Annotated in this window: 13 protein-coding genes; 8 read left to right on the top strand and 5 right to left on the bottom strand. The window is 58.9% G+C overall.

The genetic code is table 11. The features are described from left to right. Positions 1 to 108 precede the first annotated feature (108 nt). The 3 genes from HQL76_07365 to HQL76_07355 all read left to right on the top strand — a co-directional run bounded on the left by HQL76_07365 (position 109) and on the right by HQL76_07355 (position 2,625). On the top strand, positions 109 to 1,317 hold the full coding sequence (locus HQL76_07365; protein MBF0108975.1) for an FIST C-terminal domain-containing protein: 1,209 nt from the start codon (positions 109 to 111) through the stop codon (positions 1,315 to 1,317). Further along, positions 1,314 to 1,766, top strand: coding sequence for a GNAT family N-acetyltransferase (locus HQL76_07360; protein ID MBF0108974.1), 453 nt, complete (start codon positions 1,314 to 1,316; stop codon positions 1,764 to 1,766). The genes HQL76_07365 and HQL76_07360 overlap by 4 nt, the downstream gene beginning before the upstream one ends. A 73-nt stretch (positions 1,767 to 1,839) precedes the next feature. After that, positions 1,840 to 2,625 (top strand): hypothetical protein, encoded by a 786-nt coding sequence (locus HQL76_07355; GenBank protein ID MBF0108973.1) that lies wholly within the window; start codon positions 1,840 to 1,842, stop codon positions 2,623 to 2,625. A gap of 75 nt (positions 2,626 to 2,700) precedes the next feature. Here HQL76_07355 and HQL76_07350 read toward each other — a convergent pair whose 3' ends face one another. Continuing rightward, positions 2,701 to 4,545 carry a glycosyltransferase family protein gene (locus HQL76_07350; protein MBF0108972.1) on the bottom strand — a complete coding sequence of 615 codons (1,845 nt, stop codon included), beginning with the start codon at positions 4,543 to 4,545 and terminating at the stop codon, positions 2,701 to 2,703. A gap of 88 nt (positions 4,546 to 4,633) precedes the next feature. After that, positions 4,634 to 5,179 carry a glycine zipper 2TM domain-containing protein gene (locus HQL76_07345; protein ID MBF0108971.1) on the bottom strand — a complete coding sequence of 182 codons (546 nt, stop codon included), beginning with the start codon at positions 5,177 to 5,179 and terminating at the stop codon, positions 4,634 to 4,636. Positions 5,180 to 5,614: 435 nt separating this feature from the next. Between HQL76_07345 and rplU the strand changes: the two genes are divergently transcribed. The 5 genes from rplU to HQL76_07320 all read left to right on the top strand — a co-directional run bounded on the left by rplU (position 5,615) and on the right by HQL76_07320 (position 9,901). Next, positions 5,615 to 5,932, top strand: a complete 318-nt coding sequence (gene rplU / locus HQL76_07340; GenBank protein ID MBF0108970.1) for a 50S ribosomal protein L21 — start codon at positions 5,615 to 5,617, stop codon at positions 5,930 to 5,932. Positions 5,933 to 6,021: 89 nt separating this feature from the next. Next, positions 6,022 to 6,273, top strand: a complete 252-nt coding sequence (gene rpmA, locus HQL76_07335) for a 50S ribosomal protein L27 (GenBank protein MBF0108969.1) — start codon at positions 6,022 to 6,024, stop codon at positions 6,271 to 6,273. Between the two features lie 155 nt (positions 6,274 to 6,428). Continuing rightward, the gene (obgE, locus tag HQL76_07330) at positions 6,429 to 7,586 is read left to right on the top strand and encodes a GTPase ObgE (protein MBF0108968.1); all 1,158 of its coding nucleotides are present in this window, start codon (positions 6,429 to 6,431) and stop codon (positions 7,584 to 7,586) included. After that, a complete protein-coding gene (proB, locus tag HQL76_07325) occupies positions 7,555 to 8,751 on the top strand; it encodes a glutamate 5-kinase (GenBank protein MBF0108967.1) in 1,197 nt (398 codons plus the stop codon). The genes obgE and proB overlap by 32 nt, the downstream gene beginning before the upstream one ends. 37 nt (positions 8,752 to 8,788) lie before the next feature. Beyond that, on the top strand, positions 8,789 to 9,901 hold the full coding sequence (locus HQL76_07320; protein ID MBF0108966.1) for a hypothetical protein: 1,113 nt from the start codon (positions 8,789 to 8,791) through the stop codon (positions 9,899 to 9,901). 36 nt (positions 9,902 to 9,937) lie between these two features. Here the strand turns inward: HQL76_07320 and HQL76_07315 are convergent, their stop codons facing one another. The 3 genes from HQL76_07315 to HQL76_07305 all read right to left on the bottom strand — a co-directional run bounded on the left by HQL76_07315 (position 9,938) and on the right by HQL76_07305 (position 12,317). Next, positions 9,938 to 10,717 (bottom strand): hypothetical protein, encoded by a 780-nt coding sequence (locus tag HQL76_07315; GenBank protein ID MBF0108965.1) that lies wholly within the window; start codon positions 10,715 to 10,717, stop codon positions 9,938 to 9,940. A 12-nt stretch (positions 10,718 to 10,729) separates the two neighbouring features. Further along, a complete protein-coding gene (locus HQL76_07310; protein MBF0108964.1) occupies positions 10,730 to 11,380 on the bottom strand; it encodes an AAA family ATPase in 651 nt (216 codons plus the stop codon). A 238-nt stretch (positions 11,381 to 11,618) separates the two neighbouring features. Continuing rightward, positions 11,619 to 12,317, bottom strand: a complete 699-nt coding sequence (locus HQL76_07305) for a TIGR02281 family clan AA aspartic protease (protein ID MBF0108963.1) — start codon at positions 12,315 to 12,317, stop codon at positions 11,619 to 11,621. Positions 12,318 to 12,444 lie beyond the last annotated feature (127 nt).

The raw sequence follows: 12,444 nt of genomic DNA, 5'->3' as shown, positions 1-12,444 counted from the left end.
TTTTCGGCCCGCTTTTTTCATGTATCGATGGGAAAGGTTCGGGTCGGAAATCATGGGCTGGAGCAAAGGCTCCTTGGTGGCTCGAGCCATCGTGACCGGGAGAATTTCATGAAATGGGAAACCTGGGTTCTCACCGATGATTCGGTCGCGGGGGGCATCGAACAGGGAATGGCGGATGCGGCGCAATATTTTTCCCGTCGGTTCTCCGGTACGCAGCCGCATTTGGCGCTTCTTTTCTTCAGCGGCTATGCGCGAGAGGAGGTCACTGCCCTGTCACGCCTGATTCCGACGTGTCTCAAGCCGCAACACTGGATTGGCTGTTCGTGTGGCGGTGTCGTTGGCCAGGGTATGGAGCTGGAGCGGAAGAAGGCGGTTTCCATCACCCTGGCCCACCTGCCCGATGTCATCCTTCATCCATTTCACATCGTTCCACGGGCCTTTGCCGATGCCCGCGGGGTTGTCGATGCCCTGGGATTGCCGCATGGGGCCATTTCTGGCGCAACGCCTCATTTCATTCTCCTTTCCGATCCGTTCACGTTCAACACGGAAAACTTTCTTGAGGTCCTGGACGATGAATTCCCCGATGGGATCAAGGTTGGCGGACACGTCAGCGGTGGGCAAAAGGGGGGCGATCATTTTCTGTTGGTTGATGATGGCATTTATCAATCGGGATTGGCGGGGGTTTGTCTGGCCGGGGCCATTCGGATCGATACCATCGTCAGTCCGGGGTGCCGTCCCATAGGCCAACCCTATTTTGTCACCGCGAGTCGGAAACATCTGATTCTTTCGCTCGACAATCAAAATCCGATCGATGTTTTGCGCCAGATTTTCAATGAATTGTCCGAACCGGACCAGGAATTGTTTCAGCATGCCCTGACCCTTGGAATTGCCGTGACTCCCGAGGGAAATACCTTGCAACAGGGTGATTTTCTCATTCGACGCATCAAGGGCGGCGAACCGGAGAATGGTCATCTGGCCATCAACGGCCATCTTCATCCCTATCAGGCGGTGCAGTTTCATCTGCGGGATCCCTTGGCGGCGCATCTTGAGTTGGAAACGCTTATTGATCGGCATGTATTCAACTTCAAGGATCGTCCTTTCCCCGCCGGTGCCCTCATGTTCACCTGCCTGGGTCGTGGCCGTGATTTTTTCGGTCTTTCCCACCATGACGCCCGGATATTCCAGGAAAAACTCGGTTCCGTCCCCATGGGGGGATTTTTCTGCAATGGCGAAATCGGCCCCATTCATGGAAAAACCTGTCTTCATGGTTTTACCAGTGTCTTGTGCTTGTTTACCGCCCCGTCGAGGCAGGCGTGAACATTCGGCCCGCCACAATCGAGGATGCCGCCGTGATCGTCGCGATGATTCGCCGACTTGCCGAATTCGAGCGTTCCCTGGAGACCGTGGCTGTGACCGAAGAGGTCGTCCGCCGGGATTTTTTCAGGGAAAATGCGCCTCTTACGGTATTGCTGGCGGAAGAGGATGGGATTGTTCACGGCATGGTGACCCTGCTGCACGCCTATTCCAGTTGGGCCGGAGCGCCAACGTTGACCGTCCACGATTTTCATGTGAACGCCGGGATGCGTGGCCGTGGCATCGGCAAGGCGATGCTTGCGGAAGTCACACGATTGGCCCTGGAAAAAGGGTGTTGTCGCCTGGATGTCAACGTGCTGTCGTGGAATGAAGCCGCCCGTTCATTTTACCAGGCACATGGATTTTCCCCGCTCCATGATTGGCTGCTCTATCGCCTTGACGCCAAACGTTGAAAAATGAGATCCATGATACGGGATGGACAGGGGCGACTGTAGTCAACAAACACCGTCAACGGGAGATGTCGTGATGTCGCAGGCCTTGACTTTTGATGATATCTGGAAAATGTTCCAGGAAATGGTCCAGGAGGATCGTGAACGGAGAGCGGAATTGGACCGCGAAATCAAGGAAACCGGCCAGCAGATCAAGGAAGTTTCCGCTCAAATGAGAGAAACCGACCGCAAAATCAAGGAGGAAAGAGCGGAATTGGACCGAAAAATCCAGGAAACCTACCAGCAGATCAGGGAAGTTTCCGTGCAAATAAGGGAAACCGATCGGCAGATGAAGGAAACCGATCGGCAGATGAAGGAAACCGACCGGCAGATGAAGGAAACCGATCGGCAGATGAAGGAAACCGACCGCAAGATCAAGGAGATCAGCCAGCAGATTGGCAACCTGGGCAGTCGATGGGGTGAGTTCGTCGAAGGCATCGTCGCTCCGGCCTGCGAGACCCTGTTTGCCGAGCGGGGCGTTCCCGTGCATCGTGTTGCGCCTCGGGTCAAGGCCATGAGCCTGGACGGTCGCCGGCGCATGGAGATTGACCTGTTGGTGGACAACACCGACAGCGTGGTCCTGGTGGAAGTCAAGAGTCGTCTGACCGCCGAGGATGTCCGTGATCATCTGAAGCGGGTGCGTGAATACAAGGAGTTCTATGAAGGCGAAGGTGGCGCACGGGTCATGGGCGCCGTGGCCGGCATCCTGATCGATAAGGATGTCGATCGATTCGCCATGAATGAAGGGCTGTTCGTCATCGTCCAGTCCGGCGACAGCGTCAGGCTGGCCAATGAGAAAACGTTTGTCCCACGTACCTGGTGACGATGGCGTTTTGCATGGCGGCTGAGATCATGGAAACGCCAGGAGGCATTCACTTCCACGGCGCCCTTCCGTCGGTCACGGTCTGGGCAAACCGACGCCGAACGCAAGCAATGTATTGAGTTCGCTTGTGATTTGGCGCAGGACCGGTTCCCATGTGGTCGTTTCGGTTTGCCGGAAGAGTTTCAGGGTGGGATACCAGGGTGAATCGCTCCGGTCGAGCAGCCAACGCCAGTCGGGGACTTTCGGCAACAAAAGCCAACATTTCCGCCCCATCGCCCCGGCCAGATGGGCGACCGCCGTATCGACGCTGATGATCAGATCCAGTTGGGACAGCAATCCCGCCGTTACCGCGAAATCCTCCAGCCCGAGGCCCAGGGGGTATATACGATCGTTGGCGGAGACGAGTTCCTGCTCGCGGGAGGTCAGTTCCTGTTGCAGCGTGATGAACGAACAGCCTTCGATGGCGAACAGTTCGCGCAACAATTCCGGATCGATGGAGCGGTTGCGGTCATTGACGTGTTTGGGATGACCCCGCCATGCCACGCCAACCTTGAGACCTGAAATCTTTTGCAACGGTTCTTCAAACCGTGCCACATCATCCGCCGCCGCCGACAGGTAGGGAATGACTCCGGACAGGGTAGCACACGCAATGTCCATTCTGCCGGGAAGGCTCATCAACGGAATGTGCGCGTCACATTCCAAAGGCCCCTCGGATCGGGACACAAGGGTGTCGATTCCGGAAGCGGTTTTGAACAAACGATGCAACCGGGGTGGACACAAAAGGAGCACCCGCCCCCCTCGCGAGACGACCTGGGGGGCAAATCGGACAAACTGAATGCTGTCGCCAAACCCCTGCTCGCAATGGAGAAGAATCGTCTTTCCGACAGCCGACCCGCCGTTCCAGGGGGGCGCGGAAAAACCAGGGCGGGGGAACCCCTCGGTCCGCCAGCGCCATTCATATTTGCGCCAGCCTCTGGCCAGATCGCCTGTCAGGAGGAGGGTGAGGCTTTTGTTGTAATGGGCCAGCGCCAGGTCGGGTGAATGTTTCAGGGCCGCATCGAACCATTCCAGGGCCTGGGTGAATTCTCCGCGCCTGTGCGCCATGATTCCCAGACCCGTCATCGCCTCGGCGCATCCGGGCCGGACTTCGAGTACCCGAAGAAGGGCGTTTTGCCCTTCTTCGAAGCGATCCCGTTCCTGAGCCGCAAGACCCAGGTTGAGCAGGGCATCCGGGAAATCGCGATGTTTTGTCAATACCGCGCGCCAAACGGCAAATGCCTCATCGCTGTTGCCCATCTGATGCAAGGCGGTTCCCAGATTGGTCCCGATCACCGGTTCGTGTGGCGCCAGTTTCCAGGCCGTCCCCAGATGCGCCACCGCTTCGTCCCAGAGGCCCAGTTTGAGGCAGGCGCTGCCCAGATTGACCCGGGCCTCGAGTGAATCCTTTTGGATTTCGAGCGCCTGCCGGTAGCCCGAGACCGCCTCTTCGAGCCGCCCGCCGAGCAACAGAAGATTGCCCAGATGGAACCAGGCCTCGAAATGACCCGGGTCCAGGCGGACAATCTCCTGGAAACAGCCCATCGCCTCATCGATGCGCCCCAGAAGTTGCCAGGAGCGTCCCAGGTGCAGCAGGGGTTCGGTTTGGTGGGGGGCCAATTGTCCGGCCCGGGAAAAACAGGGAATGGCCTCGGTGACGCGCCCCTGGGTGGAAAATGCCAGCCCCAGATCATGCCATGCCTCGGAATGATCGGGAAAACGCCGCAAAATGGCCCGGTACACCGCGAAGGCCTCCTCCCATTGCCCCTCGTGCCGATGCGCACGGGCCTGATTCAGGAGTTCCACCACGGACGGCCCATCCATCCTGACGACCGCGGTCCGTTTGGCAAGTTTGGCTTCACGACGCCGGGTTGACCGGTTCATCCCACCATCCACAAATAGTGTTGATGCGATCGGGATACCCGTGATCGAAGGGAGATGGCTCCCCTCGATCCGTGGTAAACTATGACGATCAGTAGGAACTGGAGGTGGTGTAGGCGCCGTAACCGAAATTGGTGTATCCGCGTGGCGCGGGGGTCACATGAATGTAGCTCCGGGTCTCCGGCGGATCGACGACGATCACCTTGGTATTGCCATACCGTGTGACGACGACCGTCTCTTCGTCATCGTAGCGCGGCGTCACCACGACCGTTTGCTGGCTGGGAACCCGTTCGATGATGGTGGTGGTATGGTGGTGGTGGCGGTGATGGCGACGATCATGGTGGCGACGATCCCAATCATCGTCATCGCCGCGGTAGCCGCCGACATAAGCGTAACCGGTCCCGGAGGCGGACTGATCCTGGGCATAAGAGACCTGGCTTCCCAGGAAAGCCCCCGCCACGGCGCCGATCAGGGCGTTTTTCGTCCGATGTTTTTTGTCCGGACCGAACACCGATCCAACCAATGCACCGGTGATCATCCCTCCGAGGGGATCGATGCTGCCTGCCCAGACCACACCGGAGTTGACCATCATGCCCATGGCCGCCGTCATCGCCAGCCATACTCCAGTCCTTTTCATTGCCGTTCTCCCTGGTTATCCTTAGTCCCTTGTGTTCCGCGATTTGGCTCCAACGGTACCTTTCCCATTCGTTCGAAGCGGTCTTGATCACTGGGTAACCGGTATCGGGAAAAAAGTTCCCCGGGGCGGGTCGATCGCATCCGGAAAACGAAAAAAATGGGGAACGGAGGCCTGGAGCAACGATGGATCTTGACTTTTCAGGTGCGTTCGTAATAGCTTGCGCGGTTCTGGTTGAGGCGTGAGCAAGGCAGATCGGGGCTTGTTGGTTGACCGGAAGTTTCCCGCGCCGGTCGGGCTTCGCGGGGACCGTGGGGATCCCTGGGATCATGAGATGGCTGGCACTCTTAATTGACACGCACGTTTTTTTACATGCACACTGTTCACATGCACACACGGCGGGCGGATGCGCTGTCCGACCGGGAGGAACATCCAAAAATGAATGCCCAAACGTATGCAATCGTCCGCACAGGCGGCAAACAATACAAGGTCGCGGTCAATGACATCCTGCGGGTCGAGACCCTCCCGGGTGAAAAGGGGGACGATGTCACCCTTCCGGATGTGATCCTCCTTTCCGATGCGGATGGACCACGGACCGGCAGTGCCGTCGCTTCGGTTCAGGTGACCGGGCGCATCATGCAGCAGGTGCGCGCCAAGAAAATCCTGGTCTTCAAGAAAAGACGGCGCAAAAATTATCGCCGGCATCAAGGTCATCGCCAGGACCTGACCGAACTCAAGATCACCGCGATCCAATAAACGATTGCGGCACGAGGTTTTTCGACCCTGTTTTTTTTCGGTTCCATTTTCAGGCCGATGCCGGCCCACGCTTGAAGGGAGCATGAATCATGGCACACAAGAAGGCGGGCGGCTCGACCCGTAACGGACGCGACTCCGAGGGACGGCGCCTGGGCGTCAAAAAATTTGGTGGCGAGGCGGTCATTCCGGGCAACATCATCGTCCGGCAACGCGGTACCCGCATGTTCCCTGGCGATGGCGTCGGTATCGGTCGGGACCATACCCTCTTTGCCCTGGTCGAAGGAAAGGTCTCCTTCCTTTGGCGCAACAATCGGCATTTTGTCATTGTCAATCCCGCCTGACTTCAGGCGTTGACATCGTTGACCTGTTTGGCCATCCCCATTCCGAGGGTTTTGTTGGTCGGAATGGGGGCAGGGTCTGGGCCTGCCTTTGCGTGTATTTGCGATTTGTTCTCTTCCGGTTTCCCGCAACCGTTATCCATGGCCCGACGTGATCCATGCGCTTTCTGGATGAAGTGAAAATTTATGTGCGTTCCGGCGATGGCGGCCCTGGGGCCGTTTCCTTTCGCCGCGAAAAGTTCATCCCCTACGGCGGTCCCGACGGTGGCGACGGGGGGCGTGGCGGTGATGTCATTCTCCTGGCCGACCCCCAGCTCAACACCCTGATCGATCATCGGTACCGCCCCCATCTGACGGCACGCAACGGCACCGCCGGAATGGGCAAAAATCGCACCGGTCCCTCCGCGGATCCTGTCATCGTGCGGGTGCCGGTCGGGACGTTGGTGCGGGATGAAATCACCGGTGATCTTCTGTGCGATCTGCAACACCCGGAACAGCAATACCTGGCTGCCCGAGGCGGTGACGGCGGACGCGGCAACAGTCATTTCAAGACATCCACCAATCAAGCGCCGCGGCGCAGCGATCCCGGCTGGCCTGGGGAGGAGCGGACGTTGCGTCTGGAACTCAAGCTCCTGGCGGATGTCGGTCTCATCGGTCTTCCCAACGCCGGCAAATCGACCCTGATCTCGCGAATCTCGGCGGCCCGTCCCAAAATTGCCGATTATCCGTTTACTACGCTGACCCCAAATCTTGGCGTTGTTCGATACGATGAGTTTAGTTTCGTCGTCGCCGACATTCCCGGCTTGATCGAAGGGGCCCACGAGGGGGCGGGGTTGGGACATCTGTTCCTCAAGCATGTGGAGCGATGCCGCATCCTGGTTCATCTGGTGGAGGCAGAGCCGACGGACGATTCCGATCCGGTGACCAATCTGCGCCTCATCGAACAGGAATTGGCCGCCTATTCGCCTGCCCTGGCGGCCAAGCCACGATGGATCGTCATCAGCAAGGGGGACCTTCTGGTGGACGAATCGCGGCGTCTGCGTTTGGAAAGACGGTTGAAGAAACAAGGAGAAGTGGTCACGACCCTTTCCAGTGTCACCGGGATGGGGCTTGAGGAATGGTTGGGGCGGCTTGCGGGTCGTGTCCGTGGCGCCCAGGAGGCCGATCCCGAACGGAATGCCGGCCAACCCTTGGCGGATGCCCCGACCCGGGCGGGTGTGTCGCGGGTTTCTTTCGTCTCCGACGGCGACGACGGGCATGAAGACGAAGACCATCGCTCCGAGGATGAAGGAGTGGAATGTGTCTGGGTCCCCTGATACCGATGTCTTGGCCCAACGCGCCTGGGCGACGGTTCATGCGTCCAGGATGGTGGTGGTCAAGATCGGATCGAATCTTTTGACGCTTGCGGGCAATGGCCTGAATCGGGATTGGATCGCTGCCCGGGGTCGGGAACTTGTGCATCTGATCCGTCAGGGACGGCGGGTGGCGATTGTCACCTCGGGGGCGGTGGCGGCGGGGTATCCGCGATTGGGACTTGCGGCCCGGCCCAAACTTTTGCGGGAAAAACAGGCCGCCGCCGCCGCAGGGCAGGCAATCCTCATGGAATGTTACGAATCGGTTTTCGCCGCCCACGGCATTCATACCGCGCAGGTTCTCCTGACCCGGGACGATGTCGAAAATCGCCGTCGTTATCTCAACGCGCGCGATACCCTCAAGACGCTTCTCGACTTCGGTCTGGTCCCCATCGTCAATGAAAACGATACCGTCATGGTCGAGCAGATCAAATTTGGCGACAACGATACCTTGTCGGCCAATGTCGCCGATCTGGTCGGGGCTGATTTGTTGATTTTGTTGACGGATGTCGATGGTCTTTACGATGCCGACCCCCGACTGAATCCCGGGGCCCGTCCCATTTCCCTGGTCACCGAGGTCACGCCGGAGGTGGAAAAACTGGCGGGGGGGAGTGGTTCCCAGGTGGGGTTGGGAGGAATGATCACCAAGCTCAAGGCGGCCAGGATGGCCGCTTTCAGCGGCTGTCCGATGGTTTTGACCAACGGTTTTGCCACGGATCCGATTCTCGGGGTATTCCGGGGGCAACCGGTGGGGACCTTGTTTCTTCCTGTTGCCGAGCCGCTCAATGCGCACAAGCGCTGGCTGGCCAATTCCCGTCTGGCCCGGGGCGAACTGACCCTCGATGCCGGCGCCGTGACGGCACTTGGCAAGGGAAAGAGCCTTCTGGCTCGGGGAATCGTTGCCGTCGCGGGAGAATTCGATCGGGGTGATGCCGTTTTTTGCCTCGATCCCGCGGGAAACCGTATCGCCAAGGGCCAGGTCAACTATGCCTCCGCCGAGCTTGAACGGATCGCCGGACGACACAGCCATGAATTCGAATCAATTCTGGGTTTTCTCGGTGATCCGGAAGTGATTCATCGTGATCGCATGGCCATGATTTCGTTGCAGGGGCTTGAGGACCAGGATTGAATGTGGCGATCGTTGATTCAGGCATGAAGTGACTCCCATGAAGGATCTCCTCCGTCCCATCATGGCCGATGACAGTCTCAGGCTCGCTCGGTTTTGCGCGGCCTTTCCCGGGGAGTTGCGTCCGGTTGAATTCTGGTTGCGGCGCTTTCGTTTCTGGTGGGAGGACAACCCTGCCTTCACCTCTGGTTTTCCCAGGGGATGCCTGCTTGACGCGGCGGGAAACGTGGGCGGACTGTTTGCCTTGATTCCCACCCGGGTGCAGTGGAACGGGGAGGAACGATTGGCGGCCAACATGTCCTGCTGGCGCGTCCTTCCCGAATGGCGCAGTCACAGCATGCGCATGTTTGTGTTCCTGATGACCCAGGCCCAGGACTATCCTCTGTTCAACACCACCCCGACCCGGGAAGTGGAACTCATGTTGCAACGGGTTCCTTTCGTTCATTTTTCCCGCGCCATGACGACACAGACTCTGTTGATCCGTCCCGCGTCGGCAACGACGTATTGGCAAGGAATGAAGGATGTTTTGCGAATCCATGGCCATTGGTGCCCGGAAATCATGAACAATGGTCGATGGCAGGGAGCGGGGCGGGCCTTGGAACGGTATGTGCAACATCGATGGCGTTTGGGCATGGGATCCAGGGGCGCGGGCAAACGGTTGCGTGTCACGACCATCGGTCCCGAATTTGATCGATTGTGGCAACGGACGCGACACAACTTTTCGCTGACCAACGTGCGGGCGGCCCGTGACCTGGAGTGGTATCTGCACGGCAACCCCGTTGGTGGGACCATCGACCTTCTGGCCCACCAACGGGGCGAGGAACTGTTGGCCTTTGGTCTGTTTACCCGTCGCAGGACAAACGATTGGCCCGATTCCGAGCATTATCTGGCTCAGGATCTCTGGTCCGCGCCGCCGGAAAGGAAGAACCTGATTCCGCTCCTGGATTTTGCCGCGGATCATGCGGCGCGGCGCGGCATTCGTGTCCTTCGCGTTCCCCATTATCATCCTCTTCTGGCTTCCGTGTGTCAGGGGATTGGCCTGACGATTCCCCTCCCGGACCTGACAGGCTACTATCTGCCCCCCAGGGGCTGTGAACCGGTGGCCGATCCGGGGGTCTATGGTAGCCGCAACATGGGCGACTCGGGGCTTTGATCGTAACGGAAAAAATCGATCTTTCGCCAGGAAGACTCAGCGACGATTGTTCGGCTCGACCCGCATCGACTGATTCAAACTCCACAGAAATGTCAAAGGGGCAAACCACATCCGAAGCAACAATTCGGGAGGACTCATCCCCTGGGACGAGGCGGAAGCGACAGGAACGACCGGAGTGTCCTTGAGTTGATCCACCCGTTGTTCCACTGCCGCCAGGCGTGGCTCGACTTCAGTCCGGGAAATCGCATCCAACGATCGGGTCATTTCGCCAAGACGTTTTTCAATCGTTTCCAGACGCCGCGCGGCATCGACCAAGACCTGCGCTTCATGCTGCCGCGCCACCTCTCCCAGATAACGCTCTACCGCGACCAGACGCCGTTCCACGTCGGCGGTCGAGACCGCATCCATGGCACGACTCATGTCCCCCATCCGTTCCTCGATGGTCCCGAGCCGCCGTTCCACGTCGGCAGTGGAAAAGGACTGAAACGTCCGGTTCAAATCACCAAGATGTTTTTCGATGACCAGAAACCGCTCCGCGGTCGCCGGAGAGACCCCGGAACCCAAAGCGTGGAGACCCTCCTTCAGTTCAGCGAGAAGTCGCTCGACATCGGCCAGACGGACCTCATGGTCCGAGGCAACGACAGGCGTCGCGGGAAGGTGACGCAACGCCTCTTCCAGACGCAATTCCACGCCAAGGAGACGTTGTTCCAGGGCGGAAACGGACGCGCCTCGTGCCCCCCCGGCAACTTCGACGCCCGTTTTTCCGGATGCGTCCAACTGCTTCTTGAGTTTGGCCAGCGTGGCTCTTGGCGGCATGCCCGAGACTCCTCATGATTGCCTGAATTGAAGGACGAATTGTCCCAACGCTTCCATTTCCCTAAGGGCCGGAGAGGTCGGGGCATAACGATCGATGGTGCTGCCGGCGATGACGCATTCGGCCAGGACGACCCGCTGCACGATCCCCACCGGAGACACCCGCCCTTTCATCGTGGCCAGGGCCTGGCCCAGGTCCTTGGCGATGACCGTCTTGGTGTTGGTCTTGGAAGGGACCAATACCACCACCGGTTTGTCGTTGCCATTGAGTTCCCGTGCATCATGCGCCAGATCCGTTGCCGCCTCCGCCGCCCAAATGTCCAACGGCGACGGCGTCACCGGCACCAGCACCACATCCGCCAGAAGCGAGGCGAGCATCGCCGGCTCCCGCAGTTCGGGCGGACAGTCGATGACGATGATGTCCACCGTCCCGGCCAACGCCTGAATGTCGCTTTTGACCGTGGGCGCCCCCCGGGTCATGTCCAATGGGCGCACCTCCAGGGGAAACCCCTCCCCCCCCTGTCCGGCCCAGCGGCTGGCCGACAATTGCGGATCGGCATCCAGGATGATGGTGTCGTATCCCCCTTTTTTCAATACCGCCGCCAGATTGACGGCGATGGTCGTCTTGCCGCACCCCCCTTTTTGATTCATTACCGAAATGATCACCGCAAACCCCTGGCTGGTGACAAGGATGGCCTGTTCATCAAGACGGAACGTTCATGGATCCACGAAACCGTTCCCGTCCGGGGCGCATCACCGCAAATTTCGCTTTCGATCCTGATGATAGTCGATGGGTTGAAAAAACACCATGCCATCAGTGATGGTTTTTCCGTGCAGGTTCGGCGCAAATCCGACAAATGGCCATGACGGAAATAGATGTCCGGTCGGTGTAAAGAACTGTCGCTCAAGGGGTCTTCCAGTGAAGGGTCAATGTATCGTCGCGGACCTCGAACCCGTCGAGACGATTGAAAAAACTCATGCCGAGCAACGGTTGCGCCATGGGAGATTCATTGACGCTGGCGGGCAGGCGTTCCAGATCGAGGGATCCCAACGTCAACCGATCCAGCCGAACCGGCGCCCCCCGGACCTGGCCATTGGCGGTCTCATAAATCCTGGAGAACCGCAACCGGTTCACATCGATGCCAACCCGGGCCGCCGTCCTGCGGTCGAGGATGATGTCGCTGGCGCCGGTATCGGCGAGAAACAACACACCCACGCCGTTAATCCGTCCCTGAATGTGAAAATGACCATCGGAAGAGCGGACAAAACGGATGCTTCCCCGCTGTTCCTCGATTCCCGCATGCGGCAGCAAGGCCCCCATCAACCGCTGCCCGACCGCCGCCAGATCCCGACGAAACACATATCCGCCAAACAATGCAAACACGAGCACCAACCACGGCACCGTCCGCCGCAACATCGTCCCCAGCCCCCGCCAACGGCTTCCGGACAGCATCCAACCGACGATGGTGATCGAAAAAAGGGCCGAGGCCACCTGTTCCCAGTCGGAAAACGCCGCGAATTCTCCGGTAACAAGAAACCGCACGCCAAGAACCAGCAGAACCAGGACCACAAACACCAGCGAAAACCGAAGTCCCGAACTCATGAAACACCCATCATCCGCACAATGATTCCTCGCCCGCTCCGGGATCCAAAGCGAAAAAAAAGGGAGCTTGTCACAGCTCCCGGAAAAATGACATCGGATGAGGTCGTCCTTCGCCCAGGCGTCACGC

Source organism: Magnetococcales bacterium, assembly GCA_015228815.1.
Lineage (GTDB): Bacteria > Pseudomonadota > Magnetococcia > Magnetococcales > UBA8363 > UBA8363.
This window is presented reverse-complemented; position numbering and strand designations above follow the sequence as displayed.

Bases quoted from the DNA above. Each gene is read 5' to 3' on its own strand.
- obgE (MBF0108968.1), top strand. From the start codon at position 6,429: ATGCGCTTTCTGGATGAAGTGAAAATTTATGTGCGTTCCGGCGATGGC.
- HQL76_07350 (MBF0108972.1), bottom strand. From the start codon at position 4,545: ATGAACCGGTCAACCCGGCGTCGTGAAGCCAAACTTGCCAAACGGACC.
- HQL76_07345 (MBF0108971.1), bottom strand. From the start codon at position 5,179: ATGAAAAGGACTGGAGTATGGCTGGCGATGACGGCGGCCATGGGCATG.
- HQL76_07320 (MBF0108966.1), top strand. From the start codon at position 8,789: ATGAAGGATCTCCTCCGTCCCATCATGGCCGATGACAGTCTCAGGCTC.
- HQL76_07365 (MBF0108975.1), top strand. From the start codon at position 109: ATGAAATGGGAAACCTGGGTTCTCACCGATGATTCGGTCGCGGGGGGC.
- rpmA (MBF0108969.1), top strand. From the start codon at position 6,022: ATGGCACACAAGAAGGCGGGCGGCTCGACCCGTAACGGACGCGACTCC.
- proB (MBF0108967.1), top strand. From the start codon at position 7,555: ATGAAGGAGTGGAATGTGTCTGGGTCCCCTGATACCGATGTCTTGGCC.
- HQL76_07355 (MBF0108973.1), top strand. From the start codon at position 1,840: ATGTCGCAGGCCTTGACTTTTGATGATATCTGGAAAATGTTCCAGGAA.
- HQL76_07305 (MBF0108963.1), bottom strand. From the start codon at position 12,317: ATGAGTTCGGGACTTCGGTTTTCGCTGGTGTTTGTGGTCCTGGTTCTG.
- rplU (MBF0108970.1), top strand. From the start codon at position 5,615: ATGAATGCCCAAACGTATGCAATCGTCCGCACAGGCGGCAAACAATAC.
- HQL76_07315 (MBF0108965.1), bottom strand. From the start codon at position 10,717: ATGCCGCCAAGAGCCACGCTGGCCAAACTCAAGAAGCAGTTGGACGCA.